Source organism: Streptomyces sp. NPDC014870 (genome assembly GCF_043081505.1).
Classification (GTDB): domain Bacteria; phylum Actinomycetota; class Actinomycetes; order Streptomycetales; family Streptomycetaceae; genus Streptomyces.
The window spans coordinates 35935-52214 of the sequence record NZ_JBIBWQ010000003.1 but is presented as its reverse complement, the minus strand read 5'-3'; the positions used below and the strand labels follow the sequence as shown (position 1 = coordinate 52214).

At 70.5% G+C, this 16280-nt stretch carries 11 protein-coding genes and 4 tRNA genes; 9 read left to right on the top strand and 6 right to left on the bottom strand.

Going from position 1 to position 16280, the window contains the following annotated elements; translation table 11 throughout:
- The first annotated feature begins 111 nt into the window (after nucleotides 1-111).
- Both ACF09C_RS08715 and bldC read left to right on the top strand, forming a co-directional pair.
- Entirely contained in the window at nucleotides 112-987 is an 876-nt protein-coding gene (locus tag ACF09C_RS08715; RefSeq protein ID WP_392090377.1) for a hypothetical protein, read from the top strand.
- 548 nt (nucleotides 988-1535) lie between these two features.
- Complete coding sequence (gene bldC / locus ACF09C_RS08710) at nucleotides 1536-1742, top strand: developmental transcriptional regulator BldC (RefSeq protein WP_003949541.1); 207 nt, start codon at nucleotides 1536-1538, stop codon at nucleotides 1740-1742.
- Nucleotides 1743-2085: 343 nt separating this feature from the next.
- On the opposite strand, the gene ACF09C_RS08705 is transcribed toward bldC, so the two are convergent.
- From ACF09C_RS08705 to hrpA, 3 genes are all read right to left on the bottom strand, one after another.
- The gene (locus ACF09C_RS08705; protein WP_392090374.1) at nucleotides 2086-2268 is read right to left on the bottom strand and encodes a DUF6274 family protein; all 183 of its coding nucleotides are present in this window, start codon (nucleotides 2266-2268) and stop codon (nucleotides 2086-2088) included.
- Nucleotides 2269-2397: 129 nt separating this feature from the next.
- Nucleotides 2398-2471, bottom strand: a tRNA-Asp gene (locus ACF09C_RS08700).
- 103 nt (nucleotides 2472-2574) lie between these two features.
- Nucleotides 2575-6567 carry an ATP-dependent RNA helicase HrpA gene (gene hrpA, locus ACF09C_RS08695; RefSeq protein ID WP_392090372.1) on the bottom strand — a complete coding sequence of 1331 codons (3993 nt, stop codon included), beginning with the start codon at nucleotides 6565-6567 and terminating at the stop codon, nucleotides 2575-2577.
- 139 nt (nucleotides 6568-6706) lie between these two features.
- Between hrpA and ACF09C_RS08690 the strand changes: the two genes are divergently transcribed.
- Genes ACF09C_RS08690 through ACF09C_RS08680 form a run of 3 tightly spaced genes read left to right on the top strand, consistent with a single transcriptional unit; the run spans nucleotide 6707 to nucleotide 8718 of the window.
- Nucleotides 6707-7072 carry a hypothetical protein gene (locus ACF09C_RS08690; RefSeq protein WP_392090369.1) on the top strand — a complete coding sequence of 122 codons (366 nt, stop codon included), beginning with the start codon at nucleotides 6707-6709 and terminating at the stop codon, nucleotides 7070-7072.
- Nucleotides 7073-7129: 57 nt separating this feature from the next.
- A complete protein-coding gene (locus ACF09C_RS08685; protein WP_392090367.1) occupies nucleotides 7130-7888 on the top strand; it encodes a DsbA family protein in 759 nt (252 codons plus the stop codon).
- Complete coding sequence (locus ACF09C_RS08680; protein ID WP_392090364.1) at nucleotides 7885-8718, top strand: cytochrome c biogenesis CcdA family protein; 834 nt, start codon at nucleotides 7885-7887, stop codon at nucleotides 8716-8718. The genes ACF09C_RS08685 and ACF09C_RS08680 overlap by 4 nt, the downstream gene beginning before the upstream one ends.
- Nucleotides 8719-8816: 98 nt before the next feature.
- Here the strand turns inward: ACF09C_RS08680 and ACF09C_RS08675 are convergent.
- The 3 genes from ACF09C_RS08675 to ACF09C_RS08665 all read right to left on the bottom strand — a co-directional run bounded on the left by ACF09C_RS08675 (nucleotide 8817) and on the right by ACF09C_RS08665 (nucleotide 9099).
- Nucleotides 8817-8890: transfer RNA gene (locus tag ACF09C_RS08675), tRNA-Phe, on the bottom strand.
- A gap of 22 nt (nucleotides 8891-8912) precedes the next feature.
- A tRNA-Asp gene (locus tag ACF09C_RS08670) sits at nucleotides 8913-8986 on the bottom strand.
- Between the two features lie 40 nt (nucleotides 8987-9026).
- A tRNA-Glu gene (locus tag ACF09C_RS08665) sits at nucleotides 9027-9099 on the bottom strand.
- A gap of 104 nt (nucleotides 9100-9203) precedes the next feature.
- Between ACF09C_RS08665 and ACF09C_RS08660 the strand changes: the two genes are divergently transcribed.
- From ACF09C_RS08660 to ACF09C_RS08645, 4 genes are all read left to right on the top strand, one after another.
- The gene (locus tag ACF09C_RS08660; protein WP_260230806.1) at nucleotides 9204-9554 is read left to right on the top strand and encodes a metallopeptidase family protein; all 351 of its coding nucleotides are present in this window, start codon (nucleotides 9204-9206) and stop codon (nucleotides 9552-9554) included.
- A gap of 243 nt (nucleotides 9555-9797) precedes the next feature.
- Nucleotides 9798-10325 carry a hypothetical protein gene (locus ACF09C_RS08655; protein WP_392090361.1) on the top strand — a complete coding sequence of 176 codons (528 nt, stop codon included), beginning with the start codon at nucleotides 9798-9800 and terminating at the stop codon, nucleotides 10323-10325.
- Nucleotides 10326-10573: 248 nt separating this feature from the next.
- Complete coding sequence (locus tag ACF09C_RS08650) at nucleotides 10574-12883, top strand: DEAD/DEAH box helicase (protein WP_392090359.1); 2310 nt, start codon at nucleotides 10574-10576, stop codon at nucleotides 12881-12883.
- A 246-nt stretch (nucleotides 12884-13129) separates the two neighbouring features.
- Nucleotides 13130-16213, top strand: coding sequence for an FG-GAP-like repeat-containing protein (locus ACF09C_RS08645; RefSeq protein WP_392090356.1), 3084 nt, complete (start codon nucleotides 13130-13132; stop codon nucleotides 16211-16213).
- Nucleotides 16214-16280 lie beyond the last annotated feature (67 nt).

Sequence of the window (16280 nt, the reverse complement as noted above, 5' to 3'; positions counted from 1 at the left end):
CGGGTGGTGGCGGGACCGGTTCGGCAGAAGGGTAAGTCCTACGCGGGCGTAGATCCGCCCCAGTGCGCAGGATCACCCCCTCCCGGAGTACCTCCGTGGAAGGATCGCGACATGTCGGTCGCCTCCAGGGTCCTCGTTCCGTACGCCTCCTATCTGCGCATCTACGAGCCTCTGGGGGCCTTCCCCGAGCCGGAGCGCGGGCACTGGGCGCGGTACGCCCGAAGAGACCGGACGCCGACGGCCCAGGACGAACTGCGTCGGTCGTTGGCGGACTTGCTGCCGACGCCGCCGGTCCCGGTGCCGGTCGAGGAGAGCTCGGACGCGTTCGTCGCCGAGGTCGACGGGGTGGTGGTGGTCTGCCCGTGGCGGACCCGGATGCGGGCCCTGCTGGCCGTGGAGGAGCTGGGGCGGCCGCGGGACGCCGAGCCGGGGCGGCCGCCGCTGCCGGCGCCGGTGCTCGACGCGATGCTGCCGCCGGTGGTGCGCGCCCAGGTGGCGGCGGACCACGAGCGCTGGCGGGAGCGGAACCCGGACGCCCGGCCGTGGATCCGTACGGCGGTCTGGCAGGTGCCGGTGCGCTGGTTCACGCTCTTCTCGGACGAGGAGCGGGAGTACGTGCCCGGGGACCGGGCGCGGGGTGTGGCGCCGGTCATGCGCTACCGGACGCCGATGGTGCAGGCGCGGCGGCGCCTCGCGCGGGCGCTGCGGGCGCTGCGGGAGGCGATCGACGAGGGCCCGATGACCGAGGGCCTGGTCGAGGTGGGCCGGTGGCTGGAGGAGTTCCATCCGCGCTCCCTGGTGGAGCTGGACTACGGCGGCCTGGTGCACGCGATGTCGGCGGAGCGGCTGGCGGCGGACCGGTCGGCGGCCGACGCGGCCGAGGGGATCGCGGCGCTCAGGGACGGGGACGGGGAGGCCGCGAGCGAGGCGTACGGGCGGCTCGCGGAGCGCTGGCGGGAGATCCGAAACCTGCAGTTCGCCAACTGACCATCGACAGGACATGCCGGCCTGATGTAAATGATCATTAAGCGGCTTGTGTGTCCGGCGGGACGTTGGTGGGTGGACGTCGGGACGTAGGTGGGGAAAGTGTTGGGACGTAGGTCCCGATCCGGGCCTTTGGCTCAAGCGTGACGGACAGCACTTACTGCGCCCTTGCGTCCTTCACCCTCCCTCGTGCCAAAATAGGACAAGGAGTCCGGGGAGGGTTCCTTCCGTCCAACTATGGGCGGAACGCTCAGCATTGCACTCTATGGGGGGTCTGAGGACTCCTGATCGCTCTGTGACTGATCGTCACAGTGGCGTGACTGTCCGTTATGGCATGGTCCATCGACTTCCGCCGCTGATGAACACCTGCGAGGGCAATTCCATCGGTTTGGCCGACGTGGCTGGACGGATGGTGTAGTTGTAGTGCCGAGGACAAGCCGTTCGTCCTATAACCGACTCGGCCCGCTTCTGCCATTTCGGGCAACGCGGGCCAAGGTGCAGAATTTAGAGGAAAGAACCGAGATGGTTCGGTTCTCCCGAGGAGGCCGCTCATGACCGCTCGCACCCCTGATGCCGAGCCGCTGCTGACCCCCGCCGAGGTTGCCACGATGTTCCGTGTGGACCCGAAGACGGTGACCCGTTGGGCCAAGGCAGGAAAGCTCACGTCCATCCGCACGCTGGGTGGACACCGCCGCTACCGCGAGGCTGAGGTCCGCGCCCTGCTCGCGGGCATTCCGCAGCAGCGCAGCGAGGCCTGAGGTACGCGCAACACCCTGTAGCACCGGGCAATTCCGGGTCCCCCAACCTGGACCGCCCACCCAAGCTCTGCCGACCAGGCGCCTGCCCCAACAGGCTCTTCGTCATCGATCGCGCTGGACTCCGCCGGGTCCAGCGCGATCTTTTTTGTGCCGGCTCCCAGCCCCTGAAGTGCGGTGCAATTGCACATATTAAATGGGGCTCATGTAGGGAGGGTGTAAGCGCGGGGGTGTGTGAAACGTTTTCGGTGACTCCCGTCACACTGGCGAGGACTTGCCAAAGCGCGGCGAAGCACTGTCCAAGTACAGCCTGCCACTGCCGGGGTGGTCGCCAACGAGCCGTTGGTCATGGGCCGGTGGGACTTTCGTCCTCGGTCTCCTCGCCGGCCCGGTCCAGCTCCATGGCGAGCCGCTGGAGGCGGTGGCAGACCGAGCAGTGGCGGGTGAGGTGTCCGTGGCGGGACGCGGCCGCCAGATGGGCGCGCAGCAGCGCCCGTATCTCGTGCCTCGCTGCCGACGCCGCGGCCATGCGTGACCACCTCCGGTCCGGGCCCCCATTTCCCTGATGTCTGGGGTACCGGGGTCCGGGCGACGCCGTCAATACACCGGGCGGAAACGAAGAAGACCCGCACCGTTCGGTGCGGGTCTTCTCGGAAAGCGATCCTGACGGGACTTGAACCCGCGACCTCCACCTTGACAGGGTGGCGAGCTAACCAACTGCTCCACAGGACCTTGCTTCGCAGCCCTCAGCGGGGGCTGCGAAGAAGACTGTACAGCAGGTCAGAGGGTCTGGTCGAACCGGCGCAAGGCGACACCCCCTGGGGGCCTGCCCCGACTACGGCGCGGCCGCGTCGATCGCCTTCACGATCCGCTTGTCGGAGACCGGGTGCGCCGTGCCCAGGGCGTGGGCGAAGTAGCTGACCCGGAGCTCCTCGATCATCCAGCGGATGTCGGTGACCTCCTTCGGCACCGGGCGTCCCTGCGGGAGCTGTTCGAGCAGCCAGGCGTACTCGTCGAGCATCTCGTGGACCTTCTCCATGCGGGTGGTGTCCCGCTGCACGCCGGTCGGCATCTGCTGGAGCCGGCGGTCCACGGCCACCAGGTAGCGCATCAGGTCCGGCAGCCGCCTCAGCCCCGTCCTGGTGACGAAGCCGGCGGGCATCAGCCAGGCGAGCTGCTTGCGCACGTCCGCCAGGTTGTTGATGAGCGCCGGGCTGTTCGTCGCCTTCAGCCGGCGCTCGCAGGCCTGCCAGGCGGCCAGGATCTGCTGGACCTGGTCCACGGTCCGCATGGTGGTGTCCACGAGGTCGGCGCGGACCTTGTCGTACAGCTTCCGGAAGGACTCCTCGTCCCAGACCGGGCCGCCGTGGTCGGCGATCAGCTTGTCCGCCGCGGCGGTCGCGCAGTCGTCGAAGAGCGCCTGGATCGAGCCGTGCGGGTTCCTGGAGAGGGCCAGCTTCTGCTGGTTGGTGAGCTTGTCCGAGGCGAACTTCGCCGGGTTCACCGGGATGTTCAGGAGGATCAGCTTCCGCGTCCCCTGCCACATCGCCCGCTCCTGCTCGGCCTCCGTGTCGAAGAGCCGTACGGAGACGGTGTCGCCCGCGTCCACGAGCGCCGGGTACGCCTTGACCCGGTTGGCCGGCATGGGGGTCCCTCCTGCTCGAACGGAGCTGAGAGCTTGGGGGAGGGTCTCGAAGACCTTCGTGAGCGTGCCGATGGTCCAGTCGGTGAGCCCCGTGCGCTCCAGGGACTGCCCGGAGCCGTCAGGGCCGCTCGTGGCGGCCGCGGCGGCCTTGGAGAGGGCCTGGCGGGCCTTGGGGCGCAGCTTCAGCTTCAGCGCCTCCAGGTCCTTGTCCTCGGCCAGCTTGCGGCGCCGCTCGTCGACGATCCGGAAGGTGATCTTCAGGTGGTCGGCGATCCGGGACAGGTCGAAGTCGTCCGGGGAGACCGGGACGCCGACCATCCGGTGCAGCTCGCGGGCGAGCGTCACCGGCAGCGGCTCCTGGAGGGGGACGGCCGAGTCAAGGAAGCGGGCCGCGAAGTTCGGCGCCGGCACGTAGTTGCGGCGGATCGGCTTCGGGAGCGAGCGGATGAGCTCGGTGACGATCTCCTCGCGCAGGCCCGGGATCTGCCAGTCGAAGCCCTCGTCCGTGACCTGGTTGAGCACCTGGAGCGGGATGTGGACGGTCACGCCGTCGGCGTCCGCGCCCGGCTCGAACTGGTACGTCACCCGGAACTTCAGCGGCCCCTGCCGCCAGGAGTCCGGATAGTCGGCCTTGGTGACCCCGGCGGCCTTCTCGTTGATGAGCATCTCGCGCTCGAAGTCGAGGAACTCCGGCTCCTCGTGCCGCTTGTGCTTCCACCACGAGTCGAAGTGCGCTCCGGACACCACGTGTTCGGGGACACGCTTGTCGTAGAAGTCGAAGAGCGTCTCGTCGTCGACCAGGATGTCCCGCCGCCTGGCGCGGTGCTCCAGCTCCTCGACCTCGGTGAGGAGCTTGCGGTTGTCGGCGAAGAACTTGTGGTGCGTGCGCCAGTCGCCCTCGACGAGCGCGTTGCGGATGAACAGGTCGCGGGAGGCCTCGGGGTCGATCCGCCCGTAGTTCACCTTGCGGTCGGTGACGATCGGCACGCCGTAGAGGGTGACCTTCTCGATCGCCATCACGGCCGCCTGGTCCTTCTCCCAGTGCGGCTCGCTGTACGTCTTCTTGATCAGGTGCTGGGCGAGCGGCTCGATCCACTCGGGCTCGATCCGCGCGTTGACCCGCGCCCACAGCCGCGAGGTCTCCACCAGCTCGGCGGACATGATGAAGCGCGGGGGCTTCTTGAAGAGCGCGGAGCCCGGGAAGACCGCGAACTTGGCGCTCCGGGCGCCGAGGTACTCGTTCTTCGCGCCCTCCTTCACGTCCTTCATGCCGATGTGCGAGAGCAGACCGGCGAGGAGCGAGGTGTGGACGGACTGCTCGGGGGCGTCCTCCTCGTTGAGGTGGATGCCCATCTGCTTGGCGACCGTCCGCAGCTGGGCGTAGATGTCCTGCCACTCGCGGATGCGCAGGAAGTTCAGGTACTCCGCCTTGCACATCCGGCGGAAGGAGCTGGAACCGCGCTCCTTCTGCTGCTCGCGGATGTACCGCCAGAGGTTGAGGAAGGCGAGGAAGTCGCTCGTCTCGTCCTTGAAGCGGGCGTGCTGCTGGTCGGCCTGGGCCTGCTTCTCGGCGGGGCGCTCGCGCGGGTCCTGGATGGAGAGCGCGGCGGCGATCACCATGACCTCGCGTACGCAGCCGTTCTTGTCGGCCTCCAGGACCATGCGGGCCAGGCGGGGGTCGACGGGCAGCTGGGAGAGCTTGCGGCCCGCCTGCGTGAGCCGCTGCCCCTTCTTCCCCTCGCCGGGGGACTTCTCCGTCGTGTCGATCGCGCCCAGCTCCTGGAGGAGCTGCACGCCGTCGCGGATGTTGCGGTGGTCCGGCGGGTCGATGAAGGGGAACTTCTCGATCTCGCCGAGGCCGGCCGCGGTCATCTGGAGGATGACGGACGCCAGGTTGGTCCGCAGGATCTCGGCGTCCGTGAACTCCGGGCGGGAGAGGAAGTCGTCCTCGGAGTACAGCCGGACGCAGATGCCGTCGGACGTACGGCCGCAGCGGCCCTTGCGCTGGTTGGCGCTGGCCTGGCTGACCGCCTCGATCGGCAGCCGCTGGACCTTGGTCCGGTGGGAGTAGCGGGAGATGCGGGCCGTGCCCGGGTCGATCACGTACTTGATGCCCGGGACGGTCAGCGAGGTCTCGGCCACGTTCGTGGCGAGGACGATCCGGCGGCCGGTGTGGGCCTGGAAGACGCGGTGCTGCTCGGCGTGGGAGAGCCGGGCGTAGAGGGGGAGTACCTCGGTGTTGCGGAGCTGCTTCTTCAGCAGCGCGTCCGCGGTGTCGCGGATCTCCCGCTCGCCGGAGAGGAAGACGAGGATGTCGCCGGGGCCCTCGGCCTGCAGCTCGTCGACGGCGTCGCAGATCGCGGTGATCTGGTCGCGGTCGGCCTCCTCCGAGTCCTCCTCCAGGAGCGGGCGGTAGCGCACCTCGACCGGGTACGTACGGCCGCTGACCTCGACGATCGGCGCGTCGCCGAAGTGGCGGGAGAAGCGCTCGGGGTCGATGGTCGCGGAGGTGATGACGACCTTGAGGTCGGGGCGCTTGGGCAGCAGCTGGGCCAGATAGCCGAGCAGGAAGTCGATGTTGAGGGACCGCTCGTGGGCCTCGTCGATGATGATCGTGTCGTAGGCGCGCAGCTCGCGGTCCGTCTGGATCTCGGCGAGCAGGATGCCGTCCGTCATCAGCTTCACGAAGGTCGCGTCGGGGTTCACCTGGTCGGTGAAGCGGACCTTCCAGCCGACGGCCTCGCCCAGCGGGGTCTTCAGCTCCTCGGCGACCCGCTCGGCGACCGTGCGGGCCGCGATCCGGCGGGGCTGGGTGTGGCCGATCATGCCCCGGACGCCCCGGCCGAGCTCCATACAGATCTTGGGGATCTGCGTGGTCTTTCCGGATCCCGTCTCACCGGCGACGATCACGACCTGGTGGTCGCGTATCGCCTCCAGGATCTCGTCCTTCTTCTGCGAGACGGGCAGCTGCTCGGGGTACGTGACCGCGGGCATGCGGGCGGCCCGGCCGTCGACGCGCTCCTTGGCCTTGCCGGCCTCGGCGGCGATCTCGTCCAGGACGGCCTCACGGGCCTCGGGCTTGCGGATGCGGCGGGCGCCCTCGAGGCGGCGGCCGAGCCGGTGGGCGTCCCGCAGCGAGACCTCGGCCAGGACGGACTGGAGGGCGGCGAAGGAAGTAGACATACGGAATCCAGGATCGCACCCCGGGCGGAGAACGGGCGAACCGATTTCCCTGCGGTGCGACGGGTGGGGCGACCCGTGGGGTGGCCGTGGGGCGACACGTAATATTTCGGGCACGTCGAGCCGAGAGGTCCCCCGCCCCATGTCCCGCACCGCCCCCACCGCCCGCGCGCTCGCGGCGCTCGCCGCGCTGGTGGGCGTGGTCCTCGGGCTGCTGGGCTGCGGCGGAGGTACGGCGGCGGTGGCGGCGGAGCCGTCTCCCGTGGTGGTCGCGGGGAGCGCCTCGCCCGGCTGCGGCCAGGGCACGAGCCTCGACGGTGCCGCCCGGCCGGCCACCCCGCCGCGTCCGAGCGGCTTCGGCGAGCTGCTGCCCGTGCTGGCCGGGGAACGGGCCGCCGGGACCGGGGCCTGGGGCTGTGACCAGGACATACGTGAGCTGCTCCCGGGGCCGGAGCCGCCGGAGCTCGTACCTCCGTCACCTGTGGAGCTGTCGATCCTGCGCGTCTAGAGGACTGGCCGTCCGCGTGTCGTCCACCCTCTTCTCCCTGTTCAGGAGCGTTTCCGCATGTCCAAGTCCAAGCCGATCATGATCATCTCCGGGGTTGCCCTGGCCGCCGTGCTTGCCGGGGTCGTCTCGTTCACCGCGGGTGCGCCCGACTCCGGCGGCTCGTCCGGTTCCTCGGCCGCCGCCGAGGTCTCCGCGGAGCCCGGTGGGCCCGTCTACCCCGAGCTGGAGGCCTACGCCCGCCGCGACGCCGCCGACAAGCTCGCCCTGGGCCGGGCCGACGCGCCCGTGGTGCTCATCGAGTACGCCGACTTCAAGTGCGGCTACTGCGGGAAGTTCGCCCGGGACACCGAGCCCGAGCTGATGAAGAAGTACGTCGACAACGGCACCCTGCGTATCGAGTGGCGGAACTTCCCGATCTTCGGCGAGGAGTCCGATGCCGCTGCCCGGGCGTCGTGGGCGGCGGGGCAGCAGGGCCGGTTCTGGGAGTTCCACAAGGCCGCGTACGCCGAGGGCGCCAAGGAGAAGGGCTTCGGCAAGGACCGGCTCGACGCGCTCGCGAAGGAGGCCGGGGTCCCCGACCTCGCGCGGTTCGCCAAGGACACGGACGGCGCGGCGGCCCGTGCGGCGGTGAGCAAGGACCAGGAGCAGGGCTACTCGCTGGGCGCCACCTCCACCCCGTCGTTCCTGGTCAACGGGCGGCCGATCGCCGGCGCGCAGCCGATGGAGACGTTCGTGGAGGCGATCGAGGCGGCGGCGAAGACGGCGAAGACGGCGAAGGCGGGGAAGTCGGCGAAGCCGTCCGAGGCCGGCCGATGACCTCCGACATCGGCTATCTGGCCGCCTTCCTCGGCGGCCTCCTCGCCCTCCTCAGCCCGTGCAGCGCCCTGCTGCTCCCGGCCTTCTTCGCGTACTCCATCGACTCGACGAGCCGGCTGCTCGCCCGTACGGGCATCTTCTACGCCGGTCTCGCGACCACGCTCGTCCCGCTCGGCGCGGCCGGCTCGTTCGCCGGGCGGCTCTTCTACGGCCACCGGGACCTGCTGGTGGCCGTCGGAGGCTGGACGATCATCGCGCTCGGCGTCCTCCAGATCCTCGGCATGGGCTTCGCCTCACGCAGGATCGCCGAGGTCAGCGGCCGGATCCGCCCCACGACGGCGGTCTCCGTCTACGCCCTCGGCCTGGTCTACGGCCTCGCCGGCTTCTGCGCGGGCCCGATCCTCGGCAGTGTCCTGACGGTGGCGGCGCTGAGCGGCAGCCCGGCGTACGGCGGCCTGCTGCTCGCGGTGTACGCGCTGGGCATGGCGGTGCCGCTGTTCCTGCTGGCGCTGCTCTGGGAGCGGTACGAACTGGGCCGGCGGCGGTGGCTGCGGGGCCGTACGGTCCGGGCCGGCCGGTTCGAGCTGCACACGACCTCGCTGCTGTCGGGGTTGTTCTTCGTGGTGCTCGGCGCGGTCTTCCTGCTCTTCGACGGCACGACGGCCCTGCCCGGGCTGCTGTCGGTGGACGACTCGTTCGCGGTGGAGGAGCGGGTGGCCTCGGTGGGCCGTTCGGTGCCGGACTGGGCGCTGCTCGTGGCGGTGGTCGCCGTGGTCGCGGTGGTGCTCGCGGTGCGCGGGTGGCGCGGACGGCGGGGCCGGGAGGCCTGACGGGGCGGGGGTACGGGCTGAGGCTCGTACCCCCTTCGTCGTATCGTCCGCGCGTACACGAAGAAGGCCCCGTTCTTTCGAACGGGGCCTTCTCTTTGTGGCTGGGGCCGGGGTCGAACCGGCGACCTATCGCTTTTCAGGCGATCGCTCGTACCAACTGAGCTACCCAGCCACGAAGCTGTTTCCAGCTTCAGCGACTCTGACGGGACTTGAACCCGCGACCTCCACCTTGACAGGGTGGCGAGCTAACCAACTGCTCCACAGAGCCAAGCTTGTGCGCGATCACTAGTCTCGCACACGGTACTGCGTGCCCCCAACGGGATTCGAACCCGTGCTACCGCCTTGAAAGGGCGGCGTCCTGGGCCACTAGACGATGAGGGCTAGAGGCTCACCTGCGCGCTTCGCAGCGCGTCGGGGACGTGAGAAGCATATGGGATGGCGGCCGCTATCGCCAAAACGGTTTCACCTGGGGGGACAATGGCCGGGTGCTGGAGATGACGCGCGAGGAGTTCGAGGAGCTTGTCGCCGAGGCCCTGGACCGGATCCCGCCGGAGCTGACGCGACTGATGGACAACGTCGCGGTGTTCGTCGAGGACGAACCCGCGCCGGACGACCCGGAGCTGCTCGGGCTGTACGAGGGGACTCCGCTGACGGACCGGGGCGAGTGGTACGCGGGGGTGCTGCCGGACCGGATCACGATCTACCGGGGGCCGACGCTGCGGATGTGCGAGTCGCGGGAGGACGTGGTGGCGGAGACCGAGATCACCGTCGTCCACGAGATCGCCCACCACTTCGGCATCGACGACGAGCGGCTGCACGCGCTCGGCTACGGCTGACGGCCGGTCCGCCGGGCGCGGTGCGATCGGTGGGCGGCCATCGGGGTCGGTGATCGGGGCAGTGCTTGCCGCGGGGGCGTGTCCCTTGCGGTGCAAAGGGAGTTGGGCAGCGAAACGCGGTCTTCCGCCCGCTGTTCCCACCCTTTGTGTCCTGGAGGTGCCTCCGTGCGCCAATTGCCCACCCGTGTGCGATGGGTCGCGACCGCTCTGGCGGTGGCGGCCTGTGCCGGTCTGAGCGGCTGCATGAGCGTGAGTGACGAGGGTGCGAAGCCGGCGCCCAGCAAGTCCGCGGGGAAGCAGGGGGAGGACGCCGGCTCCGGCGAGGGCTCCGGCGGCTCCGGCGGCCATGGCGGGACCGGTCGGGGCGCGGCCGGGAAGAGCGGGCCCGACGCGGCCGGGGCGGGCACGGAGTCCCCGGTGCCGAGCGACTCGCCGTCGGCCTCGGGGGAGCCCCCCGTGGAGGCTCAGGCGGGCGGGGCATCGGGCGGCAAGCCGAAGCCGGCCGGCCAGGAGCCGGGCGGTCCCGGCGGCGGGTCGGGTGGGCCGAGCGCGCCGGGTGGCGAGGTCACGCCACCGGTCGATCCGCCGGAGCCGACGCCCGAGCCGACCGTGGAGCCGAGCCCGAGCCCCACTCCGGAGCCGACGCCCGACCCGACGGACTCGCCGACGGCGACGCCGGGCGCGGACACCCACATGGGTGCCATGCGGGCGGCGGACGGGCCGGGTGCGCCGGTGGAGCCGGAGGCTTCGCCGCAGGTCGGACCGGCGTGAGGGCCGGTGCGGGGCCCCGTGCGAAGGCGGGTGCGAGGGCCGGTGTGACGCAGTCCGGTTTGCCATAGGTGGGGGAGGGTGCGTATGGTGGTAGATCGTTTGATCCCATTGCCCGGCGCCGACACAGAAGAGCGCCGCGTGGCGCGTACTCTCCCTAGCCGTGGCTGGACCGCATTGAGGCGGTCGATTTGCGAGATTCACGGAGTTGACGGGCGCGTGCCGAGACTCCGGAAGGTTTCGCATTTCGCATGTCCATTTTCAGTCCTGACCACGCCGTCATGCCCGAGAACGACGAGATCGTCGAGGCCGTAGAGGCCACCGAGCTCGTCGAGAACGTCGAGACGGTCGACAACGACACCGACGCCGACAACGACATCGACGCCGCTGAGGCCGAGGCCGAGGCCTCCGAGCCCACCGTCACCTTCGCCGACCTGGGCCTGCCCGAGGGCGTCGTGCGCAAGCTCGCGCAGAACGGTGTGACCACCCCCTTCCCGATCCAGGCCGCGACCATCCCGGACGCCCTGGCCGGCAAGGACATCCTCGGCCGTGGCCGTACCGGCTCCGGCAAGACCCTCTCCTTCGGTCTGCCGACCCTGGCGCAGCTCGCCGGCGGCCACACCGAGAAGAAGAAGCCCCGCGCGGTCATCCTCACCCCGACCCGTGAGCTCGCGATGCAGGTCGCGGACGCCCTCCAGCCGTACGGCGACGTGCTCGGCCTGAAGATCAAGGTCGTCTGCGGCGGTACGTCCATGGGCAACCAGATCTACGCCCTGGAGCGCGGCGTCGACATCCTCGTCGCCACCCCGGGCCGCCTGCGCGACATCATCAACCGTGGCGCCTGCTCCCTGGAGAACGTCCAGGTCGCCGTCCTCGACGAGGCCGACCAGATGTCCGACCTGGGCTTCCTGCCCGAGGTCACCGAGCTGCTCGACCAGGTTCCGGCCGGCGGCCAGCGGATGCTGTTCTCGGCCACGATGGAGAACGAGATCTCCACGCTGGTCAAGCGCTACCTCGTCGACCCGGTCAGCCACGAGGTCGACAGCGCCCAGGGCAACGTCTCGACGATGTCCCACCACGTCCTCGTCGTGAAGCCGAAGGACAAGGCGCCGGTCACGGCCGCCATCGCCGCCCGCAAGGGCCGCACCATCATCTTCGTCCGCACCCAGCTTGGCGCCGACCGGATCGCCGAGCAGCTCGTCGAGGCCGGCGTGAAGGCGGACGCGCTGCATGGCGGTATGACGCAGGGCGCCCGTACCCGCGTGCTCGCCGACTTCAAGGACGGCTACGTCAACGCGCTGGTCGCCACCGACGTCGCCGCCCGCGGTATCCACGTCGACGGCATCGACCTGGTCCTGAACGTGGACCCGGCCGGTGACCACAAGGACTACCTGCACCGCTCGGGCCGTACCGCCCGTGCCGGCCGCTCCGGTGTCGTGGTCTCCCTCGCGCTGCCGCACCAGCGCCGCCAGATCTTCCGCCTGATGGAGGACGCGGGCGTCGACGCCTCGCGCCACATCGTGGGCGGGGCCGGGGCGTTCGACCCGGAGGTCGCCGAGATCACCGGTGCGCGTTCGCTCACCGAGGTCCAGGCCGACTCCGCGAACAACGCGGCCAAGCAGGCCGAGCGCGAGGTCGCCGACCTCACCAAGCAGCTGGAGCGTCTGACGCGCCGCGCCGCCGAGCTCCGCGAGGAGGCCGACCGTCTGGTCGCCCGTTCCGCGCGTGAGCGGGGCGAGGACCCGGAGGCCGCGGTCGCCGAGGTGACGGAGGCCGCCGAGGCCGAGGTCGCCGCGGCCGTCGTCGCCGCCGAGCCGGTCCAGGAGCGCCGCGAGGAGCGCACCCCGGCGTTCCGCGACGAGCGGGGCAACTACGAGCGCCGTGACCGCGGTGACCGTGGTGACCGCGGTGGCTTCCGCCGGGACGACCGCGGTGGCGACCGTGGTGGTTTCCGTCGGGACAACGACCGTCGTGACGGCGACCGTGGCGGCTTCCGCCGTGACGACCGTCCGTCGGGTGGCTTCAACCGTGACAACCGTGACGACCGCGGTGGTTTCCGTCGGGACAACGACCGTCGTGACGACAACCGTGGCGGCTTCCGTCGCGACGACCGTCCGTCCGGTGGCTTCAACCGCGACGACCGTGGCGGCCGTTCCTTCGAGCGTCGTGACAACGACCGTCCGTCCGGTGGCTTCCGCCGGGACAACGACCGTCGTGACGACAACCGTGGTGGCTTCCGTCGCGACGACCGTCCGTCGGGCGGCTTCAACCGTGACAACCGCGACGACCGTGGCGGCTTCCGTCGGGACAACGACCGTCGTGACGACAACCGTGGTGGCTTCCGTCGCGACGACCGTCCGTCCGGCGGCCACCGCGGCAGCGACCGCCCGTTCAACCGCGACCGTCGCGACGACCGCCCCTCGGGCGGCTTCCGCTCGGGCGGCGACCGCCCGTACGGCCGCCGTGACGACCACCGCGGCGGCGACCACCGCGGCGCCGGCTCGACGGGCGGCTCCTTCGGCCGCCGCGACGAGAAGCCGCGCTGGAAGCGCAACGGCTGACCTGGCGTGACACGCTGATCGCTGAACAATGAGCAGGGCCCGTACGACACTTCGGTGTTGTACGGGCCCTGCTTCTTTGAACGGGTTCGAAACCGGGTTTCGGTGGTTCGGCGCGACTGTTAGCATCGGCGCGTTCGCACGGGGGTTCGGTGCGGCCAGGGGGGCCGCGGACCGAGTTCTGTTCAGCACAGGCGCCGCCGTCTCCCCGTGCTCTTTCTGCTTTTCATGCCTCAGGGGAGGACACGAGTGCTTCGTAGCGCTCTTCTACGCCATTCCATCGCGACCGTCACGGCCGCGACCCTGCTCGCGGGCATCGGCCCGCTGGCCACCACCGCAACCGCCGCCGATGCCCCCGGAGTCGTCTTCCCGGGCGCCGTCGCGCAGCAGCCGCGCACGGTCGTCCCGCTCGCCGCGGGCGCGACCGGCTACCTCCGCTACGACCAGGGGCGTGGCCACTTCTGGAGCTCGTACGCGGGGGACTACTCCACGCCGCTCACGGTCGAGGAGGAGGGCCCGGAGGCGGACGGCCGCTACGGCGCCGGCATCGACGGCTACGCCATGTTCTCGCCGGACTGGACGTCCACGAGTCATCTGGTCCGTGTGGTCGACAAGATGGTCGGTGGCAAGACCGCCCACTTCTACATCCCGAAGACGCATCGGTACGTCGGCGCGTACGGGACCACCGTGGTGACCTTCACCCAGGCCACTGTGTCCTCTCCGCGCGTCTGGCACCTGCTCCGGCTCGTGAACGGCGCGCTGCAGGACACGCCGATCACCGGCTGGCCCGCGGGCGCGCTGCCGCCCGCCCACCCGATCGCCGGTACGGCGGACGGCGTCCTCACCACGTACGAGGTGGCCGGCGCCACCCGTACCGCCTGGATCGACCTCGCGTCGGGGCAGGTACGCCCCCTTCCCGAGGACGCGGCCGGCCAGCCGGTGTCCACCGTGATCGGCCCGAACGAGATCGTCGCGTGGGCCAAGGACGGCAAGGCCCGCTTCTACGCCAAGGGCGAGGCCGGGGCGTCCGGTCCGCTCACGCCGACCGCGACGACCGAACTGCCCCACAGCGAGGGCGACGCGCTGCTCGGTCTCGTCGGTGACCGGCTGATCGTCGGCCGCGTCTCCGGCCAGGGCTCCACGGCCCCGTACCGCGTCGTCTCGGTGCCGCGCGCCGGCGGCGAGGAGACCACGCTCTTCGCGCACGGTCGCGCGCAGGTGCTCGCGACGCCGGACGGCGGGCTGCTCCTGGTCGCCGGGGCGTCGGGCGACGCGCTGAGCCTCCAGCGGCTCACGGTCGACGGGGACGGCACCGCCTCCGCCAAGCTGGTCGACGTCACCCCGGTCACCTCCAAGCCGCGGAAGCTGACCTTCAGCCACGGGCAGCTCGACTCGCTGGAGCGGAAGCCGGACGAGACCAACACCTTCCTCTCGCGGACGGTGTCGGTCACGGGTGCGCTCACCGGGGGCCCGACGCAGGACCGCGGGACCTTCGGCTTCGATCTCAGCGGGTGCACGGACGAGAACATCTGCCAGGACAATCTCCCGACCGGCGACGGACGTCTCGTCGCCCAGGGTGACTTCGGCGGTGTCCCCGTGGTCGTGGAGGAGGGCGCGACCTCCGGGCGGCCGGTGACCACCGAGCTCACCAACGTCCAGGTCCAGGACGTCTCGGGGCGGTACGCCTTCGTCGGCGGATACACCGAGTCCGGCGACTGGGTGACATCCACCGTCGACCTGGACACGGGCAAGCGGCTTGCCACGCTCAACGTCCCCTCCTTCAACTGGGACCTGCAGGGCGACACCCTCTGGGCGTCGGGCAGTGTGGCCGGGACGGTCCTCGGCTACGACGTCCGGACCGGTGCGGTGAAGCGCACGGTCGACCTCGGCTCGGGGTGCCGCGCGGAATCGATCAAGGTCACCGCTCGCTGGCTGAGCTGGGACTGCGCGGGACAGGTTCCCAAGGGCGGCGTCCACGACCTCGACACCAACGTCAACAAGACGCTCACGGAGCCGTTCTCCCAGCTCGGCGACGGCTATGTGGTCCGGCAGAACGGCCGGGACGTCACCGTCACCGACTTCCGTGGCCCGGCTCCCGTCCTCAAGGCGACCTACCAGGTCTCGGAGGACAACTTCGAGCACGGCCCGTGGGCCGTCGACACCGCCACCGGCCGCCTGGCCTTCCAGGACAACGCCGCCGGTGACATCCGGGTGGTCGACCTCGGTGTGCCCGCCTCGCCGCTGGCGAAGATCGACGCCGACGTTCCGGCGACGCAGGCGGTCAACGGCGGCAAGGCGCCCTGGAAGCCCCGCTGGTGGCTGACCAAGCCCGCCGCCTCCTGGTCCCTGTCGCTCAAGAGCGACAGCACGGGCTCCGTGGTCCGGACCCTCTCGGGCGGCGAGGCGCGAGGCGTCGTCAAGCCCGCGTGGGACGGCAAGGGCACCGACGGCAAGCTCGTCGCGGACGGTGCGTACACCTGGACGCTGACCGCGAAGCCGGCCGACGGCCAGGGCGCGGACCTCGTCCTCACGGGTGGCGTGAAGCTGACCGGTTCCGTGCCGGCGTGGCGGGACATGGCCGGCGACGACCGTTTCGGCGATCTGCTGGTGATGGACTCGGTGGGTCTGGTCTCGCTGTACAAGGGCAACGGCTCGGGTGGTGTGTCGGCGCGGGTTGCCGGTACGGGCGCGAAGTTCCCGACGACGGCGGTGCCGGTTCCGGCCGGTGACCTGAACGGTGACGGCTGCAACGACGTGTACGTGCGCGTCGGTGACGAGCTGCGTGCGTACCGGCCGGGCTGCGGCGTGATCGTGTCGGCTTCGTCGCCGTACACGTCGGTGGGCAAGGGCTGGGGGCAGTACGACGTGCTGACCTCGTCGGGTGACGTGAACGGTGATGGTTTCAAGGACCTGATCGCGCGTCAGGCTTCGACCGGTGACATGTACTTCTACCCGGGTACGACGGACCACCGTCTGGGTGCGCGGGTGAAGATCGGTACGAACTGGAAGCTTTACGGGAAGATCGTCGGTGCCGGTGACCTGAACGGTGACGGGCGGGGCGATCTGCTCGGCATGGACGCGTCGGGTGTGCTGTGGCGGTACTACGGCACGGCGAACGGTGGTGTGACGGCCCGGGTGAAGGTCGGCGCCGGCTGGGGTGGCTACTCCTCGCTGGTGGGCGTGGGTGACATCACCGGTGACGGTCGCTCGGAGCTCCTTGCCCGGGACACGACCGGCAAGCTGTGGCGGTACACCAACCTCGGGAACGGCCTGTACGCGGGCCGCGTCATGATCGGCACGGCCGGCTGGAACGCCTTCAAGGGCCTGTACTGACGCGTGGCCACGCGTGACGCATGACGCGTGACCCTGTGGTTCGGGGCCCGTACGGCGGATGTTCGCC